This window comes from Streptomyces sp. NPDC046831, from assembly GCF_040645305.1.
Classification (GTDB): domain Bacteria; phylum Actinomycetota; class Actinomycetes; order Streptomycetales; family Streptomycetaceae; genus Streptomyces.
In genome coordinates, this window is the sequence record NZ_JBEYXZ010000034.1 from 1 (window position 1) to 7,756 (window position 7,756).

Here is a 7,756-nt window from a genome sequence, read left to right on the forward strand (position 1 = left end):
GGGGGGCCCGGCGGGGCCGCCCCCCGGCCCCCCCCCCCCCCGCCGCGTGGAACCGCCCGGCCCGACGCGGCGGGCGCCGGTCCGCGCCGAGGCGGACGGCGCCCGGGGCGGACTCAGCCGAGGTCGCCGGCGGCGGTCAGCTCCGCGAGCCGCACCAGCGTGCGCACGCCGCTGCCCGTGCCGCCCTTCGGCGTGTAGCCGAAGGGGCCCTGCTCGTTGAAGGCCGGTCCGGCGATGTCCAGGTGCGCCCAGGTGATGCCCTCGCCGACGAACTCGCGCAGGAACAGGCCGGCGACCAGGCCGCCGCCCATCCGCTCGCCCATGTTCGCGATGTCGGCGGTGGCGGAGTCCATGCCCTTGCGCAGGTGCTCCGGCAGCGGCATCGGCCAGGCGTCCTCGCCGACCTCCTCCGCGACCTCCTGGATCGCGCCGCGGAACGCGTCGTCGTTGGCCATGATCCCGAAGGTGCGGGTGCCCAGCGCCAGCACCATGGCGCCGGTCAGGGTCGCGACGTCCACGATCGCGTCCGGGTTCTCCTCGGAGGCGGCCCACAGCGCGTCCGCCAGCACCAGCCGGCCCTCGGCGTCGGTGTTCAGGACCTCCACCGTCTTGCCGCTGTACATGCGCAGCACGTCACCCGGACGAGTGGCGGAGCCGGAGGGCATGTTCTCGGCCAGCGCGAGCCAGCCGGTGACGTTGACCTCCAGGTTCAGGCGGGCGGCCGTGACGACGGCGGCGAACACGGCGGCCGCACCGCTCATGTCGCACTTCATCGTCTCGTTGTGGCCGGCCGGCTTGAGCGAGATGCCGCCCGAGTCGTACGTGATGCCCTTGCCGACGAAGGCCAGGTGCTTCGCGGCCTTGGAGTGGGTGTACGACAGCTTCACCAGCCGCGGCGCCGACGCCGAGCCGGAGCCGACGCCCAGGATGCCGCCGTAGCCGCCCTTGGCCAGCGCCTTCTCGTCGAGCACCTGGACCTTCAGGCCGTGCTCCTTGGCCGCGGCCTGGGCGATCGCCGCGAACGCCTGCGGGTTGAGGTCGTTCGGCGGCATGTTGACGAGGTCGCGGGCGCGGTTGAGCTCCTCGGCGACGGCGACGGCGCGCTCGACGGCCGCCTTGTGGGCCTTGTCGCGGGGCTTGGCGCCGAGCAGCACGGCCTCGGCGAGCGGCGCCTTGCCGTTCTTCGCGCCGCCGTTGCCGCCGGTGTCCTTGTAGGTGGTGAACGCGTACGCGCCGAGCAGGGCGCCCTCACCGACCGCACCCACGCCGGCCGCGTCCGCGACGGGCAGGGCGAAGCCGGCCTTCTGCGCGCCGGCGAGGGCACGGGCGGCCGCGCCGGCGGCCCGGCGCAGCGCCTCGGCGCCGTACTCGGCGTCCTCGCCGGGCTCGGCGCCCAGGCCGACCGCCAGCACCAGCGGGGCCTTGAAACCGGACGGCGCCGGCAGCTTCGTCACCTCGCCCTCGGCACCGGAGGCGCCGAGGGTCTCCAGGACGTCGGCCAGCCTGCCGTCGTAGGCCGCCTCGACGGCCTCGCCGCCCGGCGCGACGACCAGATCGCCAGAGCTGGAACCAGCGCCCTTGGCGACACCGATCACGATCGCGTCGGCCCGCAGGCCGGGCGCCGCGGCGGTGCTGAGAGTGAGAGCAGTCACGGTGGTGAAATCTCGCTTCCCTATGAAGAATGTGTGGTCGAATGCGGGTGGGTCGACCGGGCCGACACCCGACCCCGGATCCCTCCTGCGGAGCGGTCCTTGCCCGGGCGGGTGAACACCCGGCACGAGCCTACGCGCGGTGAGCCGCCGGTCGTGACCCGGCCGTTCACCCGTCGGTGGCGTCGTGGCCACCCCCGCATCCTCGCATCCTGTGACCCCGCCCACACGCGCCGGGTCGGGGCTGCCGGGCCGGGCCGGCCGGCCTCGCTCCAACGTCCGTCCGGCGCACGGGAGTCGGCCATCATCGACGGCATGCGTCCGCCTCACCTCCACAAGTCCGCCGTGAGACGTCCGGTCCTGATCGCCGCCCTGCTCCTGCTGCTCGCCGGCTGCGCGCGGGACACCGGGACCGGCGCCCCGGATGCCGGGGAGCCCCGGACGGCGTCCGCCCGCGCCCATGCCGGCGACGACGCGTCCGGCGCCGGCGACCGCTGGCGGCCGCGCCCCGGGACGCCCTGGCAGTGGCAGCTCAGCGGCCGCCTGGACACCTCCGTCGACGTGCCGGTGTACGACATCGACGGCTTCGACCACACCCGGGCCGCGGTCGCCGCGCTCTTTCGCCAGGGCCGCCGGGTGATCTGCTACGTCTCCACCGGCGCCTGGGAGGAGTTCCGCCCGGACGCCGGCGAGTTCCCCGCCGCCGTGCTCGGCGAGGGCAACGGCTGGCAGGGGGAGCGCTGGCTCGACATCCGCCGCACCGACGTCCTCGGACCGCTGATGGCGGCCCGCCTCGACATGTGCCGGGAGAAGGGCTTCGACGCGGTCGAGCCGGACAACATGGACGGCTACCGCAACCGCACCGGCTTCCCGCTGACCGCCGCCGACCAGCTGCGCTACAACCGGCTGGTGGCCCGGCTGGCCCACGACCGGGGCCTGTCGGTCGGGCTGAAGAACGACCTCGCCCAGATCCCCGAGCTGGTGGGGGAGTTCGACTTCGCCGTCGACGAACAGTGCGCCCAGTACGGTGAGTGCGACGCCCTCACGCCCTTCGTCGCGGCCGGCAAGGCCGTGTTCCACGTCGAGTACGAGGTGCCGCCGAGCCGCTTCTGCGCGCAGTCCCGCCGGCTGGGGCTCAGCTCCCTGCAGAAGAAGTACGAACTCGGCGCCTGGCGGCGGGCCTGCCCGGGGTGAACCCGCCGCGGGCTGCCGCGCGGGCCGGGGTCACGGGCAGGGGGGCGAGCGCCTGAAGGCGGTGAGGCCGGGACCGTCCGCGCGGAACACGCGGCGGATGCCGCGGCGGCACCTCACCCCAGCGACAGCACGACGAGGGCGGTGGTCGCCGCGGCCTCGGCGAGGCCCCCGAAGACGTCCCCCGTCACCCCCCCGAAGCGGCGCACGCAGCGGCGCAGGAGGAGTTCGGCCACGACGACGGCGAGGACGACCGCGACCGCGGCGCGAACGGGGCCGCCCGCGCCGGGGACCGTGCCCGCCGCGGCCGCCGCCGCGACGACGGCCAGGGCGGCGAGCAGCGCCCGGCCGGTGGGCACGACGCCCGCGACCGCGGCGCCCAGCCCCTCCGGGCGGGCCGCCGGCACGCCGGCGCGCGCGGCGAGGGTGAGCGCCAGCCGGGCGGCGACCGCCGAGACGACGGCGGCGAGCGCGCCGCGCTCCCACGCGTCGCCGTAGGCCTGGGCCAGGGCCGCCACCTGGGCGAAGAGCACGAACACCAGCGTGATCACGCCGAACGGCCCGATGTCCGACTGCTTCATGATCCGCAGTGCGTCCGCCGCGGGCTTCCCGCTGCCGAGCCCGTCCGCGGTGTCGGCGAGCCCGTCGAGGTGCAGACCCCGGGTCAGGACGGCGGGTACGGCCGCGGTGGCGACGGCGGCGAGCAGCGGGCCCGCGCCCAGCACCAGCAGCACTGCGCCGGCCGCGGCGGCGGCCGCCCCGACCACCAGGCCGGCCACCGGGGCGCACAGCATCCCGCCCCGCGCGGCCTCCCGGTCCCAGCGGCTCACCCGGACCGGGAGGACGGTGAGGGTGCCGAAGGCGAACCGGAGGCCGTGCAGCGGGGGGATCATGGACACGCCGGAAGGGTACGCGACCGCTCACGACCGGCCGGGTCGGCGGGCGCCCCGGTTCGCACGGCACGCTCCTGTGCGGCGGGCGCCCGGTCCTGTGGGGAACGCCCGTCCCGGCGGGCGCCCGGTCCCGGCGGGCCGCCCGCCCCGCGGCCCGGCTCGGCGCGCCGGTGCGGGGCCGACCCGGTCCCGGGCGCCCGTGCGGCACCGGCGCCCGAACGGCACACTGCGTATATGGGGCAATGGCTGTACAGGAATGTGGTCGAGCCGGGCAAACTGCCGCTGCTCCTCGCCCTCGCCTCGTTCGTCCTCACCTTCCTGACGACCCGGCTCATCACCCGTCTCATCCGCGCCGGGAAGGGCCCCTTCGGCAACGTCGAGGCCGGCGGTGTGCACATCCACCACGTCGTCCCCGGGGTCGTCCTCACCGTCGTCGGCGGGTTCGGCGCGGTCGCCAGCTACGGCCGCAGCCTCGGCTCGGGCGTGTTCGCGGTCGTCTTCGGTGTCGGAGCCGGCCTCGTCCTGGACGAGTTCGCGCTGATCCTGCACCTGGACGACGTCTACTGGAGCGAGGCCGGGCGGGAGAGCGTGGAGGTCGTGGTCCTCACCGCGGCCCTGGTCGGACTGGTCCTCGCGGGGTTCGCGCCGCTCGGCGTCGACGACCTGACCCAGGAGGAGCTCCAGAACCGCGGCACGGTGATCGTCAGTGTCGTGGCGAACTTCGTCTTCGCCCTCGTCGCGCTCAGCAAGGGCAAACTCCGTCTCGCCGTCTTCGGAGTGATCATTCCGCTGATCGCCCTGATCGGGGCGGTCCGCCTGGCCCGCCCCGGCTCGCCCTGGGCCAGGCGCTTCTACCGGCGCCGCCCGCGCGCCCGTGCCCGCGCCAGCCTGCGGGCCGACCGTCACGACCGGCGCTGGACGGGCCCGCGCCGCACGTTCCAGAACTGGATCGGGGGCAAGCCCGACCCGGAGATCACCCGGGCGCCCGGCCCCCGCTGAGCGCGGGCCGCGCCGCGCCGCCGAACATCCGCAGCACCCTCCGCGACGGCGGACGGGTGCCTGCCGGAGATCAGGACGCCCGCGGCGGCCCGGTCTCCGGCACGTCCCCGCCGCCGGGTCCGCCCCGCACGGCACCGGCAGTTGTGCGGCCGGGGGCGCGAGGAGGAGGACCGGCTGGACCGCCGGGGGCCGGGGCCGGGCGTGACGGCGGGGGCCGGAAGCGGCCACCCGTCGCCGGGGGCGTGACGGCGGGGGCCGGAGCGGCCGCCCGTGGCCGGTGCATCCGAGGACGGCCCGGCGCGACCGCCGTCACCGGCGCCCCGTCGGCGTCCCCGTGCCGGTCAGTCCTCCGCCGCTCGCTGCCCGTCCGCAGGCTGCTGCCCGTTCCCCGGCTGCTCCCCGTCCGCCGGCTGCTCCCGGTCGTCCGGCTCGTCCGGCTCCGGCCGCTCGGGCAGTTCGGCGGACAGCGCCGCCGCGGCCCGGACCAGCGGGAGAGCCAGCAGCGCTCCCGCGCCCTCACCGACACTCACCCCGTGGTCCAGGAGCGGCTCCAGCGCCATCCGGTCCAGTGCCTTGGCCTGTCCCGGCTCGCCGCTGTTCTGCCCCGCCAGCCACCAGTCCGGCGCCCGGAACGCCACCCGCTGGCCCACCAGCGCGCACGCCGCCGACACGACCCCGTCCAGGATCACCGGCGTCTTCCGCACCGCGCTCTGCAGCAGGAAGCCCGTCATCGCGGCCAGGTCCGCGCCGCCCACTCGCGCCAGCAGCTGCAACTGGTCCCCGAGTACGGGCCGGGCCCGCCGCAGCGCGTCCCGGACGGCCGCGCACTTGCGCATCCACGCCAGGTCGTCGATGGCCTCGCCGCCGCGCCCGGTCACCACGGAGGCGTCCGTCCCGCACAGCGCGGCGATCAGCACCGCCGCCGCGGTGGTCCCGCCCACGCTCACGTCGCCCAGCACCACCAGGTCCGTGCCGGAGTCGGCCTCCTCGTCGGCCACCGCGACCCCCGCCCGGAAGGCGGCCTCCGCCTCCTCGAGGGTCAGCGCGTCCTCGATGTCGATGCGCCCGCTGCCGCGCCGCACCCGGTGCCGTACGACGTCCTCGGGCAGGGTCCCGGGCTCGCAGTCCAGCGCCATGTCGACCACCCGCACCGGCACGCCGAACCGCCGGGCCAGCACGGAGACGGGCCGGGCGCCCTCCAGGACCGCCCGCACGAGCTGCCCGGCACTGCCCGCGGGCCGGACCGAGACGCCCAGTGAGGCGATCCCGTGGTCGCCGGCGAACAGCACCACCCGCGGGTGTTCGACCGGCCGCACCGGCACCGCGCCCTGCGCCGCGGCCAGCCACTCACCCAGTTCGTCGAGGCGGCCCAGCGAGCCGGGCGGCACGGTCTGACGCTCCCGGCGCGCCTCCGCGTCACGGCGCACACCGCCGTCGGGACGCTCGATCAGTTCGGTGAAGTCGTCGAGATTCAGCGAGCTCATTCGCCGAACAGTACCGGCCCTGATCGAACACGACGGCGCCACATGGGCACCACACCGGCGCGACGTCGTTGCACCCAAGATCCCGATCCCATACGTTCCCTTTGCAGCGGATTGTCGTACGTCCCTGCGGTACGCCCCTCGCGCCCCCACGGGAGCCGCACATGCCGCCACTGCCGTACGCCCCGCGGGTCTACGACCCGCGCCGCATCGCGTACGCCGCCGAACTCGCCCAGGGGACCGACCGCTTCAGCGAATCCCGCCGCGCGGACTGCCCGTGGTGCGGCTCCGGCCGCCTGAGCGGCAGGCTGCGCGCGCCCGACCTGCTGCAGCACAAGCCGGGGACGTTCACCGTCGACCGGTGCCGGGACTGCGGGCACGTCTTCCAGAACCCCCGGCTCACCCCGCAGGGCGTGGTCTTCTACCACCGCGACCTCGACGACGGCGAGCGGAAGCCGTGGGGCGGCCCGGCCGATCGCGTCCTCGCGGCCCGCCGGAGCCACCGCCGGCACCGGGCCGTCGCGCGGCTGATGCGGAACGTGGGGGAGCCGGAGAGCTGGCTGGACGTCGGCACGGGGCACGCCCACTTCCCCCACGCGGCGAAGGAGGTGTTCCCGTACACCTCCTTCGACGGTCTCGACCCGACGCCGCGCGTGGAGCGGGCTCGCGCCGCCGGGCGGATCGAGGAGGCACACGTCGGGCACCTGGCCGACCCGCACGTCGCGGAGCGCCTGCGCGGCCGCTACGACGTCGTCAGCGTCTTCCACCACCTGTCCCACGCCCCGGACCCGCGCGCGGAACTGCGGGGCGCGCTCACCGCCCTGCGCCCCGGCGGTCACCTGCTGGTCGAACTGCCCGACCCGCACAGCGTGTTCGCCCTGCTGCTGGGCAAGTGGTGGCTGTCCCACGGCCAGCCGCGCCACCTGCACCTGGTGCCGCTGCGCAACCTCCGCGCGGAACTGGAGGCGCAGGGCTGCACGGTCCTCGTCACCGACCGCCGCACCCCGCACACGCCCCACGACCTGTCCGCGGCCGTCGCGCTCGCGCTCACCCATGTCCTGCCCCGGCCCGACGCCCCCTGGCGCGCCACCCCGCCGAGCGATCTGCAGCGCGGGGCGCGGGCGGCCCTGGCCACGGCGGCCGGGCCGCTCGTGGCCGCGGCGGCCGCCGTGGACCACGCCCTGGCACCGCTGTTGCGCCTGACCGCGTTCTCGAACACCTACCGCGTGGTCGCCCGCCGCGACATCGCCTGAACCGTACAGCCGCCGCCCGGTCCCGCGCGCGGGCCGCGGGGACGCGGGACCGTCCGGCGCCGTGACGGTGGCCCGTCCGCCCGGCCGCGGCCGCCGGGCAGACGGGCCTGCCGCCGTGGCCGACGACAGGAGCGGTCTCTGCCGCTGTGGCCGGGTGGGGTGCGGTCTGTGGCACGCGGCCGGGTGGCCGGAGTGGTTCGTGGGGTCGTGTTCGGGTGGGGTGCGGTCTGTGGCACGCGGCCGGGTGGCCGGAGTGGTTCGTGGGGTCGTGTTCGGGTGGGGTGCGGTCT

The 7,756-nt window shown here is 76.3% G+C and carries 6 protein-coding genes; 3 read left to right on the top strand and 3 right to left on the bottom strand.

Annotated elements, in window-relative coordinates; genetic code table 11:
• Positions 1 to 113 precede the first annotated feature (113 nt).
• On the bottom strand, positions 114 to 1,652 hold the full coding sequence (locus ABZ920_RS24655; RefSeq protein WP_361508877.1) for a leucyl aminopeptidase: 1,539 nt from the start codon (positions 1,650 to 1,652) through the stop codon (positions 114 to 116).
• Positions 1,653 to 1,994: 342 nt separating this feature from the next.
• On the opposite strand from ABZ920_RS24655, the gene ABZ920_RS24660 reads away from it, so the two are divergent.
• Positions 1,995 to 2,843, top strand: coding sequence for an endo alpha-1,4 polygalactosaminidase (locus tag ABZ920_RS24660; protein WP_361508880.1), 849 nt, complete (start codon positions 1,995 to 1,997; stop codon positions 2,841 to 2,843).
• A gap of 113 nt (positions 2,844 to 2,956) precedes the next feature.
• Here the strand turns inward: ABZ920_RS24660 and ABZ920_RS24665 are convergent, their stop codons facing one another.
• Positions 2,957 to 3,733, bottom strand: coding sequence for an adenosylcobinamide-GDP ribazoletransferase (locus tag ABZ920_RS24665; protein WP_361509041.1), 777 nt, complete (start codon positions 3,731 to 3,733; stop codon positions 2,957 to 2,959).
• A gap of 234 nt (positions 3,734 to 3,967) precedes the next feature.
• Between ABZ920_RS24665 and ABZ920_RS24670 the strand changes: the two genes are divergently transcribed.
• On the top strand, positions 3,968 to 4,732 hold the full coding sequence (locus ABZ920_RS24670; protein WP_361508882.1) for a hypothetical protein: 765 nt from the start codon (positions 3,968 to 3,970) through the stop codon (positions 4,730 to 4,732).
• A 341-nt stretch (positions 4,733 to 5,073) separates the two neighbouring features.
• Here ABZ920_RS24670 and cobT read toward each other — a convergent pair whose 3' ends face one another.
• Positions 5,074 to 6,216, bottom strand: a complete 1,143-nt coding sequence (gene cobT, locus ABZ920_RS24675; RefSeq protein WP_361508885.1) for a nicotinate-nucleotide--dimethylbenzimidazole phosphoribosyltransferase — start codon at positions 6,214 to 6,216, stop codon at positions 5,074 to 5,076.
• 161 nt (positions 6,217 to 6,377) lie between these two features.
• On the opposite strand from cobT, the gene ABZ920_RS24680 reads away from it, so the two are divergent.
• Positions 6,378 to 7,466, top strand: coding sequence for a class I SAM-dependent methyltransferase (locus ABZ920_RS24680; protein WP_361508887.1), 1,089 nt, complete (start codon positions 6,378 to 6,380; stop codon positions 7,464 to 7,466).
• The last annotated feature ends 290 nt before the right edge of the window (positions 7,467 to 7,756 follow it).

Coding starts and splice junctions, on each gene's coding strand:
- ABZ920_RS24665 (WP_361509041.1), bottom strand. CDS start 3,733: ATGATCCCCCCGCTGCACGGCCTCCGGTTCGCCTTCGGCACCCTCACC.
- ABZ920_RS24670 (WP_361508882.1), top strand. CDS start 3,968: ATGGGGCAATGGCTGTACAGGAATGTGGTCGAGCCGGGCAAACTGCCG.
- cobT (WP_361508885.1), bottom strand. CDS start 6,216: ATGAGCTCGCTGAATCTCGACGACTTCACCGAACTGATCGAGCGTCCC.
- ABZ920_RS24680 (WP_361508887.1), top strand. CDS start 6,378: ATGCCGCCACTGCCGTACGCCCCGCGGGTCTACGACCCGCGCCGCATC.